Source organism: Pseudomonas sp. TE3728 (assembly GCF_056279145.1).
Window position 1 is genome coordinate 6084221 of record NZ_JBWBQT010000001.1, and the last position, 14458, is coordinate 6098678.

Annotated in this window: 14 protein-coding genes; 10 read left to right on the forward strand and 4 right to left on the reverse strand. The window is 59.7% G+C overall.

Annotated elements, in window-relative coordinates:
- Nucleotides 1–85 precede the first annotated feature (85 nt).
- The 8 genes from cobU to ACZ89R_RS26920 all read left to right on the forward strand — a co-directional run bounded on the left by cobU (nt 86) and on the right by ACZ89R_RS26920 (nt 5508).
- Nucleotides 86–619 carry a bifunctional adenosylcobinamide kinase/adenosylcobinamide-phosphate guanylyltransferase gene (gene cobU / locus ACZ89R_RS26885; RefSeq protein ID WP_429547570.1) on the forward strand — a complete coding sequence of 178 codons (534 nt, stop codon included), beginning with the start codon at nt 86–88 and terminating at the stop codon, nt 617–619.
- Entirely contained in the window at nt 616–1671 is a 1056-nt protein-coding gene (gene cobT, locus ACZ89R_RS26890) for a nicotinate-nucleotide--dimethylbenzimidazole phosphoribosyltransferase (RefSeq protein WP_429547569.1), read from the forward strand. Before cobU ends, cobT begins: the two co-directional genes overlap by 4 nt.
- The gene (gene cobC / locus ACZ89R_RS26895) at nt 1668–2243 is read left to right on the forward strand and encodes an alpha-ribazole phosphatase family protein (RefSeq protein WP_429547568.1); all 576 of its coding nucleotides are present in this window, start codon (nt 1668–1670) and stop codon (nt 2241–2243) included. The genes cobT and cobC overlap by 4 nt, the downstream gene beginning before the upstream one ends.
- A 2-nt stretch (nt 2244–2245) precedes the next feature.
- The gene (locus tag ACZ89R_RS26900) at nt 2246–2977 is read left to right on the forward strand and encodes an adenosylcobinamide-GDP ribazoletransferase (RefSeq protein WP_429547567.1); all 732 of its coding nucleotides are present in this window, start codon (nt 2246–2248) and stop codon (nt 2975–2977) included.
- A gap of 138 nt (nt 2978–3115) precedes the next feature.
- The gene (locus ACZ89R_RS26905; protein ID WP_429547566.1) at nt 3116–3520 is read left to right on the forward strand and encodes a MarR family winged helix-turn-helix transcriptional regulator; all 405 of its coding nucleotides are present in this window, start codon (nt 3116–3118) and stop codon (nt 3518–3520) included.
- A 52-nt stretch (nt 3521–3572) separates the two neighbouring features.
- Nucleotides 3573–4781 carry an MFS transporter gene (locus ACZ89R_RS26910; protein ID WP_429547565.1) on the forward strand — a complete coding sequence of 403 codons (1209 nt, stop codon included), beginning with the start codon at nt 3573–3575 and terminating at the stop codon, nt 4779–4781.
- Nucleotides 4778–4900, forward strand: coding sequence for a hypothetical protein (locus ACZ89R_RS26915; RefSeq protein ID WP_008071541.1), 123 nt, complete (start codon nt 4778–4780; stop codon nt 4898–4900). The genes ACZ89R_RS26910 and ACZ89R_RS26915 overlap by 4 nt, the downstream gene beginning before the upstream one ends.
- A gap of 56 nt (nt 4901–4956) precedes the next feature.
- On the forward strand, nt 4957–5508 hold the full coding sequence (locus tag ACZ89R_RS26920; RefSeq protein ID WP_429547564.1) for a glutathione peroxidase: 552 nt from the start codon (nt 4957–4959) through the stop codon (nt 5506–5508).
- Nucleotides 5509–5591: 83 nt separating this feature from the next.
- Here the strand turns inward: ACZ89R_RS26920 and ACZ89R_RS26925 are convergent, their stop codons facing one another.
- The 3 genes from ACZ89R_RS26925 to ACZ89R_RS26935 all read right to left on the reverse strand — a co-directional run bounded on the left by ACZ89R_RS26925 (nt 5592) and on the right by ACZ89R_RS26935 (nt 7987).
- Nucleotides 5592–6860 (reverse strand): OmpP1/FadL family transporter, encoded by a 1269-nt coding sequence (locus ACZ89R_RS26925; RefSeq protein ID WP_429547563.1) that lies wholly within the window; start codon nt 6858–6860, stop codon nt 5592–5594.
- A 146-nt stretch (nt 6861–7006) separates the two neighbouring features.
- Complete coding sequence (locus tag ACZ89R_RS26930; RefSeq protein WP_007898914.1) at nt 7007–7489, reverse strand: hypothetical protein; 483 nt, start codon at nt 7487–7489, stop codon at nt 7007–7009.
- Between the two features lie 273 nt (nt 7490–7762).
- The gene (locus tag ACZ89R_RS26935) at nt 7763–7987 is read right to left on the reverse strand and encodes a hypothetical protein (RefSeq protein WP_007898912.1); all 225 of its coding nucleotides are present in this window, start codon (nt 7985–7987) and stop codon (nt 7763–7765) included.
- Nucleotides 7988–8968: 981 nt separating this feature from the next.
- Here ACZ89R_RS26935 and ACZ89R_RS26940 point away from each other — a divergent pair.
- Together ACZ89R_RS26940 and ACZ89R_RS26945 are read left to right on the forward strand one after the other, a co-directional pair.
- Entirely contained in the window at nt 8969–9292 is a 324-nt protein-coding gene (locus ACZ89R_RS26940; protein ID WP_192345775.1) for an SEL1-like repeat protein, read from the forward strand.
- Nucleotides 9293–9467: 175 nt separating this feature from the next.
- The gene (locus ACZ89R_RS26945) at nt 9468–10832 is read left to right on the forward strand and encodes a DNA recombination protein RmuC (RefSeq protein ID WP_429547942.1); all 1365 of its coding nucleotides are present in this window, start codon (nt 9468–9470) and stop codon (nt 10830–10832) included.
- Nucleotides 10833–10943: 111 nt separating this feature from the next.
- On the opposite strand, the gene ACZ89R_RS26950 is transcribed toward ACZ89R_RS26945, so the two are convergent.
- Nucleotides 10944–14414, reverse strand: a complete 3471-nt coding sequence (locus tag ACZ89R_RS26950) for a hybrid sensor histidine kinase/response regulator (protein WP_429547562.1) — start codon at nt 14412–14414, stop codon at nt 10944–10946.
- Nucleotides 14415–14458: the final 44 nt, after the last annotated feature.

Below are 14458 nucleotides of genomic sequence, written 5' to 3' on the forward strand. Positions count from 1 at the left end.
AATTTGTGAGCGCCCCAACCCCTGTAGGAGCGAGGCTTGCCCGCGAAGAGGCCTGCCCCGACACCGCACATTTTAAGGAATGACCATGTTGCAACTGATCCTCGGCGGCGCCCGCTCCGGCAAAAGCCGTCTGGCTGAAAAACTGGCGACAGACAGTCAGCTCCAAGTCACTTATATAGCCACCTACATCGCCACCAGCCAATCTCAAGACGGTGAAATGAACGAACGGGTGGCCCATCACCGCGCCCGTCGTCCGGCCGAATGGGCATTGATCGAAGAACCGCTGGAACTGGCCCGTGTACTGCGCGAAAACGCCAGTGCCGATCGTTGCTTGCTGGTGGATTGCCTGACGCTGTGGCTGACCAATCTGCTGATGCTCGACGATGCCGAGCGCTTGTCGGCCGAACGCGAAGCCCTGCTGGACTGCCTGGCGTCATTGCCGGGTGAAATCATTTTTGTCAGCAACGAGACCGGCATGGGTGTCGTGCCGTTGGGCGAATTGACTCGCCGCTATGTCGATGAAGCCGGTTGGCTGCATCAAGCCTTGGCCGAGCTCTGTCAGCGAGTCGTCCTGACCGTTGCCGGCCTGCCCCTGACTTTGAAAGGAACTGCGTTATGACTCACGCCTGGTGGCTGAACCCGTGTAAGCCAATCGACGCGCAAGCGGTCGAACAGGCGCTGGTACGTCAACAGCAACTGACCAAACCTGCCGGCTCACTCGGCCGGCTCGAATCGGTGGCGGTGCAACTGGCCGGATTGCAGGGGCAGGTCAGGCCGACGCTCGATCAGCTGTGGATTGCGATTTTTGCCGGTGACCATGGTGTGGTTGCTGAAGGCGTGTCGGCGTTTCCGCAGGAAGTCACCGGGCAGATGCTGCACAACTTTGTCAGCGGCGGCGCGGCGATCAGCGTGTTGGCGCGGCAGTTGGGGGCTTCCCTGGAAGTGGTCGACCTCGGCACCGTCACGCCGTCGTTGAATCTGCCGGGGGTGCGTCACCTGAACATCGGCCCGGGCACGGCGAATTTCGTCCAGGGACCGGCGATGACCCAGGCCCAAGGTGAACTCGCCTTGCAGGCCGGCCGCGACAGTGCGCAGCGCGCTATCGCAGCCGGCGTGCAGTTGTTCATCGGTGGCGAAATGGGCATCGGCAACACCACTGCGGCCAGTGCATTGGCCTGTGCGTTGCTCGATTGCCCGGTGGTGCATCTGGCCGGGCCGGGTACCGGATTGAACGCAGCGGGTGTCAGCCATAAAGCTCAGGTCATTGAACGTGCCTTGGCGTTGCATGGCGCTCAGCGTAGCGATGCGCTGCAAACTTTGTTCAACCTCGGCGGTTTCGAAATCGCTGCGCTGGTTGGCGCGTACCTGGCCTGTGCTCAGGAAGGTATCGCGGTGTTGGTCGACGGGTTTATTTGCAGCGTCGCCGCGCTGGTGGCGGTGCGTTTGAATCCGGCCTGCCGTGAGTGGCTGCTGTTCGGTCATCGCGGCGCCGAGCCAGGCCATCGCCATGTGCTCGAAACCCTGAACGCCGAACCGTTGCTGGACCTCGGCCTGCGACTGGGCGAGGGCAGTGGTGCGGCATTGGCCGTGCCATTGTTGCGTCTGGCGTGTGACCTGCACGGGCAGATGGCGACGTTCGCCGAAGCCGCCGTGGCGGATCGCCCGGCATGACCTTGCGCCTGGACCTGTTGCGCCATGGCGAAACTGAACTCGGCGGCGGTTTACGCGGCAGCCTCGACGATGAGCTGACCGGCAAGGGTTGGGCGCAGATGCGCGCCGCGGTGATCGAGCAGGGGCCCTGGGATCGACTGGTCAGTTCGCCGTTACAGCGTTGCGCACGCTTTGCGGACGAGCTTGGGGCGCAACTGGGGTTGCCGGTGCAACTGGATAAGGACCTGCAAGAGCTGCACTTCGGCGCCTGGGAAGGGCAGAGCGCCGCGGCGCTGATGGAAACCAGCGCCGAGGCGTTGGGCTTGTTCTGGGCCGATCCTTATTCGTTCACGCCGCCAGGCGGTGAGCCGGTGGCGGACTTTTCTGCGCGAGTGTTGGCGGCCATCGAACGGCTGCACACGGCCTATGCCGGTGAGCGGATCTTGCTGATCAGCCATGGCGGCGTCATGCGTTTGTTGCTGGCTCAAGCGCGCGGATTGCCGCGTGAGCAGTTGCTCAACGTTGAAGTCGGCCACGGCGCGTTGTTCTCGTTGTCGGTCGAATCCGGCGTCTTGTTAAGGGAAGCGATCTGACCATGCTGCCGTTCTGGATCGCCCTGCAATTTTTGAGCAGCCTGCCGATTCGCCTGCCAGGCATGCCGACGCCCGAGGAACTGGGCCGGTCGCTGCTGTTTTATCCGCTGGTCGGTTTGCTGTTTGGCGTGATTCTGTGGGGGCTGAACTGGCTATTGCTGGGCACGCCATTATTGCTTCACGCCGCATTGCTGCTCAGTGTTTGGGTCGTGCTCAGTGGCGCGTTGCACCTGGATGGCCTGGCCGATAGCGCTGATGCGTGGCTCGGCGGTTACGGCGACCGTGAACGCACCTTGACCATCATGAAAGACCCGCGCAGCGGGCCGATCGCCGTGGTGACGCTGGTCTTGGTATTGCTGCTCAAGTTTGCCGCGTTGCTGGCGTTGATCGAGCAACAGCACAGCGTGGTCATGATCATCGTTCCATTGATTAGCCGCAGCGCGTTACTGGGCTTATTCCTCTCCACACCTTACGTGCGTCCCGGTGGGCTGGGGCAGGCGCTGGCCGATCATCTGCCGCGTTTGGCCGGCAAACAGGTGTTGGTGATCAGTATGGTGGTCTGTGTGCTGATGGCTGGCCTCAGCGGCGTATGGGCGCTTGTGTTGGCGGCCGCGATGTTTGTCTGGTTGCGGCAAGTGATGGTGCGGCGATTGGGCGGTACGACGGGCGATACGGCAGGGGCGTTGCTGGAATTGCTGGAGGTGGTGGTATTGGTGGGATTGGCGTTGGTCTGATGGTCGAAAAGATCGCAGCCTTCGGCAGCTCCTACAGGAGATCGCGGTCCTTGTAGGAGCTGCCGAAGGCTGCGATCTTTTGATGTTTCTGCCATCCTGTAACTTGATTTAACAAACTCGCGGGTATATACACGCACTATGCTTCCTTCCCAATGTTTGTGCACTAACCTGCGTCGCGCCGCTCGTGGCGTCAGCAGGCATTACGACGGCGCCCTCGACAGCTTCGGGATTAACGTTGCCCAGTATTCTCTGCTGTGCAATCTGCAGCGTCTGGATCAGCCAAGCATCTCGTCCCTGGCCGAAGCCATGGGCCTGGATCGCAGCACTCTCGGGCGTAATCTGCGGGTGCTGGAGGGCGAAGGTCTGGTGACGCTGGTCGAAGGCGAGGACATGCGCAATCGCATCGTCCTGCTCACCGAGACAGGGCGCGAACGCCTGGCGGCGGCGTTGCCAGCCTGGGAAGCGGCGCAGCAGCGGTTGATCGATCGCCTGGGTGCCGAGAAGCGTGAGACTTTGCTGAAATTGCTGGATGAACTGGCTTGAGGCCAGTTTGTTCGATCTTAAGCGGGTATATACCCGCTACCGGAGAACAAGAATGACATCAATGTGGCGTACATGCGGTTGGGTTCTGTTGGGGAGTGCGCTGATTCTGGCGTTGTCCTTGGGTGTGCGACACGGCTTCGGGCTGTTTTTGGCACCCATGAGTGCCGAGTTCGGCTGGGGTCGCGAAGTGTTTGCCTTCGCCATTGCTTTGCAGAACCTGATCTGGGGCCTGGCCCAGCCATTCACCGGCGCACTGGCCGACCGCTTTGGCGCTGCGAAGGTGGTGTTGATCGGTGGTGTTCTGTACGCCTTGGGTCTGGTGTTCATGGGGCTGTCCGATTCGGCGGTGACCTTGTCCTTGAGCGCGGGGCTATTGATCGGTATCGGCCTGTCAGGCACCTCGTTTTCGGTGATCCTCGGCGTGGTCGGCCGTGCCGTGCCACCGGAAAAACGCAGCATGGGCATGGGGATCGCCAGCGCCGCCGGTTCTTTCGGTCAATTCGCCATGTTGCCCGGCACGCTCGGGTTGATCGGCTGGCTTGGCTGGTCTGCGGCATTGCTGGTGTTGGGTCTGGTGGTGGCGCTGATCGTGCCGCTGGTGAGCATGCTCAAAGACAAACCGCTGCCGGTGCTCGGGCACGAGCAAACCCTCTCTGAAGCGTTACGCGAAGCCTGCTCCCATTCAGGATTCTGGCTGTTGGCGTTCGGCTTTTTTGTCTGCGGTTTTCAGGTGGTGTTCATTGGCGTGCACTTGCCGGCCTATCTGGTGGACCAGCACTTGCCGGCTTCCGTCGGCACCACGGTGCTGGCGCTGATTGGTCTGTTCAATATTTTCGGTACTTATACGGCGGGTTGGCTTGGCGGGCGGATGTCCAAGCCGCGCTTGCTCACCGGTCTGTATCTGTTGCGGGCGGTGGTGATTGTGCTGTTCCTCTGGGCGCCGGTCACTCAGGTTACGGCTTATCTGTTCGGCATGGCCATGGGGTTTCTCTGGTTGTCGACGGTGCCCTTGACCAATGGCACGGTGGCGACCTTGTTCGGTGTACGAAATTTGTCCATGCTCGGTGGGATCGTTTTCCTCTTCCATCAGCTCGGCTCGTTCCTCGGCGGCTGGTTGGGTGGGGTGGTGTATGACCAAACCGGGAGCTACGACTTGATCTGGCAAGTGGCGATTCTCTTGAGTCTAGTGGCCGCAGCCCTGAACTGGCCGGTGCGCGAGCAGCCGGTGGCGCGTCTGCAAACCCGGATGAGTGCCGCATGAACAGTCTCTGGCCGCAGATGGCTGCTATCGGCGTCGGCATATTGTTGCTGGCCCTGGCATGGTGGGGCTGGCATCAGGGTGGCCTGGCATTGATGCAGCTGGGCATGGGTGCTTGCTAGCGAGCGGCGAAGGCGAGTAATTTCGTTTTCTGACGATTGTTCAAGGATGCACCGACATGCTGATGCGCTGGCTTGCAGTTCCCGCATTGTTGATGGCTTTTACCGGGCTGGCCCAGGCGACAGAATGCCCGGAGTTGCTACAAGGCTCTTTGCCCAAGCTGCGCGCCAAGGAATCCATCGATCTGTGCCAGCACTTTGCCGGCAAGCCGCTGGTGGTGGTCAATACCGCGAGCTTCTGTGGCTTCGCTCCGCAATTCAAAGGCCTTGAGGCACTGTATCAGCGTTACAAGGATCAAGGGCTTGAAGTGGTTGGTGTGCCGTCCAATGACTTCAAGCAAGAGTCCAAAGATGGTGCAGAGACTGCCAAAGTCTGTTACGTGAACTACGGCGTGACTTTCACCATGACCGAGCCGCAGAAAGTCCGCGGCGATGACGCAACGCATCTGTTCAAGGTTCTCGCTGAGCAAAGCAGTTCGCCGAAGTGGAATTTCTACAAGTACGTGGTCGATCGCCAAGGCAAGGTGATCGCCAATTTCTCCAGCCTGACCAAGCCGGATAATCCTGAGTTCATCGAGGCGGTGGAGAAAGCCCTCGCATCGAAACCCTGATCGACGCGCACTAAAAAGCCCCGCCTCTGTACAAGAGCGCGGGGCTTTTTCAATTCAGGCGGCGAGGGAGTCGCCGTGAATCATCAGAAACGGTATGTCGCGCCAACACCGAAACCGTTCGCATAGTTTTCATACTCTGCGCTGTAGTTCTGACGGCCGTTGCTGTTGTTGACCTTGACCGACTCTTCGCGCAGGTACGAGTACGCTACGTCGATGGTCAGGTCGTCGGTCGGGCTCCAGCCGGCGCCAAGGCTGAAAATCTTGCGATCGCCAGTCGGAATGCGCGGGGAACGGTTTTCGTTATTGGTCGGTGCCTGGTCAATGGACAGGCCGGTACGCAGGACCCATTGTTTGTTCAACTGGTACGAAGCGCCGATGGCGTGCGCCCAGGTGTCGTGCCAGTTCTGCTCTTCGGTGATGGTACCGAACTGGCCATTGAGGAGGGCCGGAACGCCTTTGTTTTCGACGGTGATTTCTTTCAGGCGGCTCCAGCGAGTCCAGGTGCTACCTGCGTAGAGCGTCCACTGGTCATCCAGTTGATGAGTGACCGAGAAGTCGACCGACTCAGGCGTGGTGATATCCAGAGACGCATCGTACTTCTGGTTCGGGTTCTGACCAACGGCACCGAGGAGGTTGTAATTGACCTTGGTGTCGCCTTCGAGCTTGTACTTCACTTTCGAGTGGTAGGTCAGGCCGACGCGCGTGCTGTCGGTGGCTTGAACCAGCACGCCGATGTTGTAGCCCAGCGCGATGTCGTCACCCTTGATCTTGACCTTGCCGTCCGGCGCGGCCTGAGTGATCGACAGGTTCGATTCCAGGGTACCGTCGATGCGGTTGATGGTCGGACCAAAACCGATCGACACCTTGTCGTTGAAGGCGTAGCTGACGGTTGGCTGAAGAGTCACGATTTTGACTTCGCTCTTGCTGCCGAAGTATTTGCCGGCGAAGCCGTTCTCGTAGTCGGTCACCAGGCCGAATGGAGCGTAGACGCCGAAACCGAATGCCCACTGGTCATCGATTGGCTTTACGTAGTAGCCCATGGGCACGCCCATGAAAGGGACCATGTCACCTTTGTTGGTGCCACCATTCGGACTGGAACTCGCATCACTGATATCAGCGTGCGCGTCGATAAATGCAACACCACCGGTTACTTGTTCGCGCTTGAGGCGAGACATGCCGGCAGGGTTACCAAAAACCGTAGATGCGTCGTCGGCAGATGAAGATCGCCCGGCAAAACCTGTCCCCATCCCGCTGATGCTTTGTTCGTTGAGTGCGAAGCCACTTGCGAAGAGTTGGGTGGATGCCATGGCAACGGCGAGGCTAATGGTGGTTTTGAGCATTACTTTTTTCATTATTAGAATTCCTGGTGATCACCGGGGCGGAAATTACCAAGATTTTCGTCTGGGCGCTATAGCCTGTAACGCTTGAGTTAGAGCGGTTTTGTAGGACAATCAGACCAAAATCGCTACCTGTTGTGCGATTTTCGGAAATGGGTGGATCAGCAGGCGACCTGATTCAACGATGAAACACAGGTCTGCCACGCGTAGGTGAAATCTCGCAGGCGACCTTGGGGCTGGAAAGTCTGGCGCCAGATTCGGGCCATTCCCAACAAGTCATCGGAGGCGGGGAGGGGAGTGTTCTGTTCTTCTACCAGCAGCCAGGCAATGGCGGTGGCGTAACGCAGGTTGACGGTCAATTCCAGATGCGGCCCGCTGAGAAAAGCATGCTGGCTGGCAAGGCCGCGGACCAGGCTTGCCCGATCCGGGTCCAGGGCCAGATAGTGATCCCAAAGGGCCTGGTGGCGGGGTTCGGTGATTCGGTACAGACCGTGTCCACGGCGGTCATGCAGGGCTGAACCAAGGGCTGACTGACTGGCGGCGATGCCCAGTAGCAGGGATTCGGCAGTTGCGCTATGGCGTCCGAGGTAGATCAATGTCGGACGGATCACATAACGACACAGTTCGCTGGCAGCGATTCCCATAAAGCCCTCGAAACATGAGGTGGTCGGCGATACCTGAAAGGCCTTGGCAGCAATGGATCGATTCAGGCTCGCCGCAAGCGGATCAAGCCGCTTGAGTTGAAGTGTAGTGTCATTATTTCGCTGTAAAGGACTGTTTTTAAAATATTTCCGGCTTCGAGTTATAACCGTTATATCGGTTGGTGCTTAGCCGCAGGTCACGAAATGAGAAATATCGGGCAATAAAAAGCCCCGCTTTTCAGCAGGGCTTTTTAGGTTTTCAGCTTTTCTGGCGTCTCAGGCAACCAGTGCCTGGCGAGTACGCTCGATCACAGCCTGCAGCGGTTCTGCGCTGGAGTATTGATCAGGGTACAGGCGTTCGCTGTGACGAGCGATGCCGTGTTCGTTGACCAGAGTGAAGCTGAAGCAGCCTTTGCGAGCGGCCATGATCAGGCAGTTCATTGGAGCAAAAGCGTTGGTTAGGGTGCGAATGGCATCCTGAGTGTGGATTTGAGTGGACATAATTGGTGTTCCTACAAGCGACACGGATAAGAACCGTGCAAAGTTAAAACGTTCCAGTGACGACGACCACCATTGGTCGAACGAAGAACCCGACTGGAACAAAGCAGCCAGTTTGAAGCGCTGATAAATTGGCGCGCTTGGGCTGGCAGGTAGGTACTTAGGAGGGCAGGCAACACATCAAGGGCAAAGGTTCTGGGCCCGGGGTGAAGATCCTGATCAATTTGCAGGCTGGTTCGGTCAGAGTAAGTGAGCTTGGCAACACCCTTTGCTTTCGATTCAAAGGCTGTGTTGGCGCAAGATTTACCTGGAAACCATCGAGGTGGCCGATCCCGTTTTGTCGGTGGAGGCTTCTCTTAGGGAAGGCTGACCGGGGGATTTGTTCGACCAGAATTGACTTTCAGCTTGGTACTAACGCCGCGGATACTAACGGATTGAACTGCAGAAGGGAAGGCTGTTTGTAAAAAAGCGCTGAAGTGCCTGTCGGCAAGTCTCGGTTGAGCTGTCAAAGAGCAGGCCAGTGCCCCGCAATAGCCCAGAACCCGACCGTTGATCCGAGCGAACGAGCGAGTCAGGATCGACCGGCGGCACGGGTTGCTCGGGTTTATCCCCAGACGCTACCGAAAAGCGCGCCGAAAAAGCGCATCGATATAACCGCCTCACAGGTACTTGTGCACATAAATTGCGCGAACTGTCATCCCACTGTCATCCTCGCCTCAACGGGAGTGGGTGCCTGTAATGAAAATTTAAGTCAATGAAAAACATCGCTTTTTTTTACTGGTGAAAAAATCGTCAGTTTGACTGCGAGCCCCACGCCACACGGCTTTGCGCGAGTTCAAAGGCGGTTGTCCACTGAGTTATCCACAGCTTCTGTGGATTGTCCCAAGCGCTTGCTCTAGGACGGGCGTGCAGGCTTTTTTCGACTTTACCTGTACGAAAAAAAGAGTAGAGTGGCGCGCCTTCCGATCTGCCCTACAGTGCTTTATGAAGTTTCGCTCAGTATCAATCTCTGCTGCTTCCACCCCCCGCAGTGTTACCCCACCCAAGCGCTTTTCGATGCGTGTGGCCGAGTGGCTACTCGACAGCCCGCGCCTGGGCGAAAACTCCAACATCAAACACTTCGCCGGACGCTTGCTTAAGCAGCCTGCCCGTGAAGGCGTCGTGGCCGCGCAAAGCCGTCTCGGCCAGCTAATGTGCCGCGAATGCGGAAACGCCCGGGATCGCCGCATTGGCCAGGAGCTCCTGCGTCAGGCCGCGCGTGCGGGCGACCGACGTGCGCAGCAGGAACTGGGCCTGAGCGAAGACTGAGCTGTCCAAGACCTGACGCCTTGGTTAACCTTCACGCTTTATCGAATCGGCAGGAGTGGTTATGGCGATGGACTTGACCAGCGCATTGCTGGGGCTGGCGGGCGCCGGGTTGCCGTTACTGGTACTGGCCTGGCAACTTCAGCGTCGGGCGAGTGCGGGGCAGGCCGAGCTGGCGTTGCTGGAAGAACGTCTTGCCATTGCCCAACTGACGCAGGACGGCTTGAATGCTCAGCTTGATACTTTCCGTGATGAAATCGCAGACCTGAGCCAGGCCAATGCCGCCAAACAGGCCGATCTGGCCGCGGTGCGCCGTGAAGTCGAACTGCTGCAGATCGAACGCGACGACGCCCGCGACGCATCTCACGCCTGGAACATCGAACGCGCCGGTAAAGAGGCTGAGTTGCGTCGCCTCGACGCGCAGGCCGCCTCCCTCAATGCCGAGCTGCGTGAGCAGCAGGAAAGCCATCAGCAGCGCCTCAACGACCTTCAAGGCTCGCGAGACGAGTTGCGCGCGCAATTCGCCGAGCTGGCGGGCAAGATCTTCGACGAGCGTGAGCAGCGTTTTGCCGAAACCAGTCAGCAGCGTTTGGGGCAGTTGCTCGATCCGTTGAAGGAGCGCATTCAGTCGTTCGAAAAGCGCGTCGAGGAAAGCTATCAGGCTGAAGCCCGCGAGCGTTTTTCCCTGGCCAAGGAACTGGAGCGGCTGCAACAGCTGAACCTGCGCCTGAGCGATGAAGCCACTAACCTGACGCGGGCCTTGAAGGGACAGAAAACACAAGGCAACTGGGGCGAGCTGATTCTCGAGCGGGTGCTTGAGCACGCGGGTCTGGAGAAGGGGCGAGAGTATCAGACCCAGGTCAATCTCAAGGGGCCGGACGGTGAGCGTTTCCAGCCGGATGTGATTATTTACCTGCCCGGCGACAAGCAGGTCGTGGTCGATTCCAAAGTCAGCCTCACAGCCTATCAGCAATACGTGGCGGCCGAGGATGATGCCATCGGCCAGATCGCCATCAAGCAGCATGTGCTGTCCCTGCGCACTCACGTCAAAGGCTTGGCCGGCAAGGATTACAAGCGGCTCGACGGCTTGCACAGTCTGGATTTCGTTCTGCTTTTCGTCCCGATCGAAGCGGCGTTTTCTGCGGCGTTGCAGGCTGAGCCGACGCTGTTTCAGGAGGCATTCGACCGCAATATCGTGATTGTCAGCCCAACCACGCTGCTGGCCACTTTGCGGGTCATCGATAGCTTGTGGAAGCAGGAGCGCCAGAGCCAGAACGCCCGGGAAATCGCCGAGCGTGCCGGTTGGCTGTACGACAAGTTCGTGTTGTTTATTCAGGATTTGGACGAGGTCGGCAATCGCCTGCAGCAACTGGACAAAGCCTACAGCTCTGCACGCAATAAGCTGACTGAAGGGCGCGGCAACCTGGTCAGCCGCAGCGAGCAGCTCAAGTTGCTCGGAGCGCGGGCCAGCAAGAGCTTGCCGGCGGACCTGCTGGAGCGAGCGATGACGGATGTCGATGGCTTGGCCGAGTTACCCGAATAAAGAGCAAAAGATCGCAGCCTTCGGCAGCTCCTACAGGGTGTACGCCGACCCAATGTAGGCGCTGCCGAAGGCTGCGATCTTTTGAAGGCGACACAGACCTCAATCATCACCCTACAACGGCAAATGCCGACTCAACAACGCCCGCAACGCCGCCGGTTTCACCGGTTTGGCCAGGTAATCCAGGCCAGCTGCATGCACCTGGGCCACCGTCTCCGGCCGTCCATCGGCACTGATCACCACCCCTGGCACCGGCTCGCCCAGTTGCGTGCGCAACCAGGCCATCAACTCGGTCCCGGTCTCGCCATCATCCAGATGGTAATCCACCAGCGCCAGTTGCGGGCGCATGCCATCGCCGAGCAGCGTCGCGCATTCCTCACGGTTGCGCGCGGTCCAGACCTGACAACCCCAGCGCGTCAGCAAACTGTTCATGCCGATCAGGATGCTGTCTTCGTTATCGATACACAGCACCTGCGCGCCGCTGAGCAAATGGCCATTGAGTTCGGCCACTTTGGCCGGCGTCGCGGCTTGTACCCGAGCCAGCGGTACGCTGACACTGAACACACTGCCGCGACCCGGCCAGGAACGCACGCGCAAGGTGTGACCCAGCACGCGACACAGCCCATCGGCAATCGCCAGGCCCAGGCCCAGACCTTTCTCGGCCCGGGTCTGGTGGCTGTCGAGGCGTTTGAATTCTTCGAAAATCACCTGCAGTTTGTCTTCTGGAATACCCGGTCCACGGTCCCAGACCTCAAGGCATAGCTCGCCGTTGCGCCGCCGAACGCCGAGCAGCACCGGCCCTTTGGCGTAGCGGAAGGCGTTGGTCAGGAAGTTCTGCAAAATCCGTCGCAGCAGTTTGATGTCACTGTCGACCCGTAACGTGCTGCCCCTGACGCGAAATTTCAGCCCCTGTTCCTGCGCCAGAGCCTTGAACTCGGCGCCCAGCGTATGGAACAGCTCATTGAGCTCGAAGGGCTTGCGATCAGGGTTGATCTTGCCGTTTTCCAGGCGGGAAATGTCCAGCAGGTCACTGATTAGGTCCTCGGCCGAGCGTAGCGAACTGTCCAGATGATGAACCAGCTTGCGGGCTTCACTGGATAAATTTTCTTCCTGGTGGGAGAGGGCGGCAGAGAACAGCCGCGCAGCGTTCAGCGGTTGCATCAAGTCATGGCTGACGGCGGCCAGGAAACGGGTTTTCGACTGGTTCGCCGATTCGGCGGTGCCCTTGGCTTCGGTCAGGGCAACGTTGAGTTGCGACAGCTCGTGGGTCCGTTCGATGACCCGTTGCTCGAGGCCTTCGTTCGCTTCGGTCAGCGCCTGTTCTGCCTCGCGGAATGCGGTGATGTCGGTGAAGCTCATGACGAAACCGCCGCCGGGCATCGGGTTACCGATCAGCTCGATCACTCGACCATTGGGGAACAACCGTTCGGAGGTATGGGCCCGGCCCTGACGCATCCAGTGCAAGCGACGGGCGACGTGCACTTGCGCTTCGCCGGGGCCGCACAGACCGCGCTCGGCGTTGTAGCGAATGATGTCGGCAATCGGCCGGCCAACGCTGATCAAACCGTCGGGGTAATTGAACAGTTCAAGGTAGCGCCGGTTCCAGGCCACCAGTTTCAACGACTGGTCGACCACGCTGATACCCTGGGTGATGTTCTCAATGGCGCCTTGCAGCAGGGCGCGGTTGAACTGCAGCACTTCCGAGGTTTCGTCGGCGATCCGCACGACATCCTCGAGCTGCATTTCCCGGCCTTCGATGGCGGCTTTTACCACCGCCCGGGTCGAAGATGCGCCGAGTACGCCGGCCAGCAAGCGTTCGGTATGGGCGATCCATTCACCGTCAGCATTCTGGTTCGGGTTGAAGCCTTTGCCCTGACGGTAGGCGAAACGGATGAAACTCTGACGAGCGCGTTCTTCGCCGACAAAACGGGCAGCCAGTTGCAGCAAGTCGTTGATCTGTACTGCCAGCATTGAGCGGGCGTTGGGTCGCGCGCTGATTTCCTGGCCGATGAAGCGGCCGGCCTGCCAGTGCTCCGAAACCCGCGTGCGTGACAGTAGCGAGACCCAGGTGAACAATGTGAAGTTGCCCGCCAGGGACAGCACCACGCCTTGGGTCAGCGGCGTGATCGGCAAGTTCAACGGGTTACCTTGCAGCCAGGCCAGGCCGGGAAAACTGCTCAGGGGCAAGCCAAGACTGTTGGCGGCGATCGGCAACACCAACGTGTAGAACCAGAGGAACGTGCCGGCGGCCAGCCCGGCAAACACCCCACGACGGTTAGCCTGTTTCCAGTACAGCGCGCCAAGCATGGCCGGGGCCAGTTGGGTCACGGCGGCGAAGGCGATCTGGCCGATGGTTGCCAGGCTCGCGGTGGAGCCCAGCAGGCGATAACTGACGTAGGCCAACAGCAGAATGACCACGATGCTCACCCGGCGCGCCGAAAGCATCCACTGGCGGAACACTTCAAATGGGCGCTCGGCGTTGTTACGTCGCAGCAACCACGGCAGCAACAGGTCGTTGGAGAGCATGGTCGACAGCGCCACGCTGGCCACGATCACCATACCGGTCGCCGCCGAAGCGCCGCCGATAAACGCCAGCATCGCCAGGGCAGGGTGAGATTGGGCCAGAGGCAGGCTGATGACGAATGAGTCCGGCAGCACCGAACTGGGCAGTAACATCTGACCGGCCAGCGCGATTGGCACGACAAACAATGCCGCCAGCGCCAGATAGGCCGGGAACACCCACTTGGCCAGGCGCAGATCCTGGGGGTCGATGTTTTCCACTACGGTCACATGGAACTGCCGGGGCAGGCAGATGATCGCCATCATCGCCACGCCGGTTTGCACCACCATGGACGGCCAGTTGATGGTTTCTTTCCAGTACGCTTCGAGGCGCGGGGCGAGCATGGCCTGGTCGAACAGGTCGTCGAAACCGTCGTACAGGCCGTAGGTCACGAACGCGCCGACTGCGAGAAAAGCGAACAGCTTGACCAGCGACTCAAAAGCAATCGCCAGCACCATGCCGCGGTGGTGTTCCGTGGCGTCGAGGTTGCGGGTACCGAAAACGATGGTGAACAGGGCCAGTACCAGGGAGACGATCAGCGCCGTGTCTTGCGCGCGCGTGCCCATGGCGTCGGCACCGGCGCCAATCAGCAGGTTCACGCCCAGCACGATGCCCTTGAGTTGCAAGGCGATGTACGGCAGCACGCCGACCAGACAGATCAACGCCACCACCACCGCCAGCGACTGGGATTTGCCGTAACGAGCGGCGATGAAGTCGGCGATGGAGGTGATGTTCTCCTGCTTGCTGATCATCACCATTTTCTGCAGAACCCACGGCGCGCACACCAGCAGCAGGATCGGTCCGAGGTAGATCGGCAGGAATGACCAGAGTTGCTCGGCCGCCTGGCCCACGGCACCAAAGAATGTCCAACTGGTGCAATAAACGGCCAGCGACAGGCTGTACACCCAGGCACGCACACGTGGCGGCAACGGTGTGCTGCGACGGTCGCCGTAAAAGGCGATAGCGAACAGGATGGCCATATAGGCCAGGGCGACGGTGGCGATCAGCCCGATGGACAGCGACATGGGAACTCCAGACAAAAGACATCCGGGACGCCCGCCCGGTCAGG

Excerpts from the sequence above, each read along its gene's own strand:
- cobT (WP_429547569.1), top strand. The coding sequence starts at position 616 with ATGACTCACGCCTGGTGGCTGAACCCGTGTAAGCCAATCGACGCGCAA.
- ACZ89R_RS26935 (WP_007898912.1), bottom strand. The coding sequence starts at position 7,987 with ATGTCCACTCAAATCCACACTCAGGATGCCATTCGCACCCTAACCAAC.
- ACZ89R_RS26940 (WP_192345775.1), top strand. The coding sequence starts at position 8,969 with ATGAAGTTTCGCTCAGTATCAATCTCTGCTGCTTCCACCCCCCGCAGT.
- ACZ89R_RS26905 (WP_429547566.1), top strand. The coding sequence starts at position 3,116 with ATGCTTCCTTCCCAATGTTTGTGCACTAACCTGCGTCGCGCCGCTCGT.
- cobU (WP_429547570.1), top strand. The coding sequence starts at position 86 with ATGTTGCAACTGATCCTCGGCGGCGCCCGCTCCGGCAAAAGCCGTCTG.
- ACZ89R_RS26915 (WP_008071541.1), top strand. The coding sequence starts at position 4,778 with ATGAACAGTCTCTGGCCGCAGATGGCTGCTATCGGCGTCGGCATATTG.
- ACZ89R_RS26925 (WP_429547563.1), bottom strand. The coding sequence starts at position 6,860 with ATGAAAAAAGTAATGCTCAAAACCACCATTAGCCTCGCCGTTGCCATG.
- cobC (WP_429547568.1), top strand. The coding sequence starts at position 1,668 with ATGACCTTGCGCCTGGACCTGTTGCGCCATGGCGAAACTGAACTCGGC.
- ACZ89R_RS26930 (WP_007898914.1), bottom strand. The coding sequence starts at position 7,489 with ATGGGAATCGCTGCCAGCGAACTGTGTCGTTATGTGATCCGTCCGACA.
- ACZ89R_RS26910 (WP_429547565.1), top strand. The coding sequence starts at position 3,573 with ATGACATCAATGTGGCGTACATGCGGTTGGGTTCTGTTGGGGAGTGCG.
- ACZ89R_RS26950 (WP_429547562.1), bottom strand. The coding sequence starts at position 14,414 with ATGTCGCTGTCCATCGGGCTGATCGCCACCGTCGCCCTGGCCTATATG.
- ACZ89R_RS26900 (WP_429547567.1), top strand. The coding sequence starts at position 2,246 with ATGCTGCCGTTCTGGATCGCCCTGCAATTTTTGAGCAGCCTGCCGATT.
- ACZ89R_RS26920 (WP_429547564.1), top strand. The coding sequence starts at position 4,957 with ATGCTGATGCGCTGGCTTGCAGTTCCCGCATTGTTGATGGCTTTTACC.